This is a genomic window from Mesorhizobium sp. M7A.F.Ca.CA.001.08.2.1 (genome assembly GCF_003998455.1).
Taxonomy (GTDB): Bacteria; Pseudomonadota; Alphaproteobacteria; order Rhizobiales; family Rhizobiaceae; genus Mesorhizobium; species Mesorhizobium ciceri.
Genome location: NZ_RZPW01000992.1, coordinates 1 through 1,862, shown reverse-complemented (window position 1 = coordinate 1,862; position 1,862 = coordinate 1). Strand labels below are relative to the sequence as shown.

Sequence of the window (1,862 nt, the reverse complement as noted above, 5' to 3'; positions counted from 1 at the left end):
TGGACGTGATCTTCTCGCAGTTCTGCATCGGGAAATGACTCACGTGAAACATTGGGTCGTTGCGGCGTGAGCTCCCTTTAGATCGTATGTTGCTTTGCCGCATGCCTTCGTGATTTTCGACGAACCCCGAAGGCGGGGGGGCTTCATCTGAGCCACCACCGCGCTGCGCCGCCTGCATGACTCACGTGAACGTGTCAGGCGGCCCGATGACTCACGTGAAACACTGGGCTGACTAGCGGCGCGGCTGTTTCACGTGAAACTTGTCGCGGAGTTTTCTTGACAGCGTCGCTCCGCAGGGACATGTGTCCCTCATTCTTCTGAGTGCAGGACGTTTGGAAATGACCAATCGCTATGATGTGGTTGTGGTGGGCGGCGGCCACGCGGGTTGCGAGGCGGCCAGCGCTGCCGCGCGCGCCGGTGCCAGGACCGCGCTGGTGACGCTGCGTTTCGACACGATCGGCGTGATGTCGTGCAACCCCGCGATCGGCGGGCTCGGCAAGGGCCATCTGGTGCGCGAGATCGATGCCATGGACGGCCTCATGGGCCGCGTGGCGGATGCGGCCGGCATCCAGTTCCGCCTGCTCAACCGCCGCAAAGGCCCCGCGGTGCGCGGCCCGCGTACGCAGGCCGACAGAAAGCTCTATCGCCTTGCCATGCAGGAAGCGATTCGGCAGCAGAACGATCTCGACGTGGTCGAAGGCGAGGTTCTGGACTTCGAAATCGCCGACGGGCAGATCAGGGCTGTTCTCCTGGCTGATGGGCGGCGCCTGGCTTGCGGCGCGGTCGTCCTGACGACCGGGACTTTTCTGCGCGGGCTTATTCATATCGGCGAGAAGAAGATCATCGCGGGCCGCATGAACGAGCAGGCGAGCCTCGGCCTGTCGGCAACGATGAACCGCGCCGGCTTCAAGCTTGGACGGCTGAAGACCGGGACGCCGCCGCGGCTCGATGGCCGAACCATCGACTGGGCGTCGCTGGAAAGCCAGGCCGCGGATGTGGATCCGGTGCCGTTCTCGCTGATGACCGACCGTATCACCACGCCGCAGATCGATTGCGGCATCACCCGCACAACGACCGCCACGCATGAGCTGATCCGCGCCAATCTTGGCCGCTCGGCCATGTATTCCGGCTCGATCGAAGGCGTTGGGCCGCGCTATTGCCCGTCGATCGAGGACAAGATCGTCAAGTTCGGGGACAGGGACGGGCACCAGATTTTTCTGGAGCCGGAAGGCCTGGACGACGACACCGTCTATCCCAATGGCATTTCGACATCGCTGCCCGAAGATGTGCAGCTCGACATCTTGAAAACCATTCCGGGGCTGGAGCGAGCCGTCATGCTGCAGCCCGGTTATGCCATTGAATATGATCATGTCGATCCGCGCGAGCTGCATCAGACGCTGGAGACGAAGCGCATCAGCGGCCTGTTCCTCGCCGGGCAGATCAACGGCACGACCGGCTATGAGGAAGCGGCCGGGCAAGGCTTGCTAGCCGGCCTCAATGCGGCGCGGCGGGCGGCGGGCAGCGAGCAGATCGTGCTCAGCCGCACCGAGGCCTATATCGGCGTCATGGTCGATGATTTGACCAGCCGGGGCATTGCGGAGCCCTACCGGATGTTCACGTCGCGGGCCGAGTTCCGGCTGTCGCTACGCGCCGACAATGCCGATGAGCGGTTGACGCCGCTGGCGGCCAGGCTGGGCATCGCCTCGGCGCAGCGGATGCAGCGCTACGGGGATGTCATGCAAAGTCTGGATGAGGCTCGGGAGCTGGCGAAGTTGCTCACAATGACGCGCAACGAGGCGGCGCGTCATGGGCTGGAAATCAACCGGGACGGCGTGCGCCGGTCCGGTTATGAATTGCTGTCC

General features: G+C 63.8%; 1 protein-coding gene. It reads left to right on the top strand.

The genetic code is table 11. The annotated features are described in order from the left end of the window. Window positions 1-338: 338 nt before the first annotated feature. The coding region (mnmG, locus tag EN914_RS33920; protein WP_127389609.1) for a tRNA uridine-5-carboxymethylaminomethyl(34) synthesis enzyme MnmG at window positions 339-1,862 on the top strand (1,524 nt) is incomplete at its 3' end.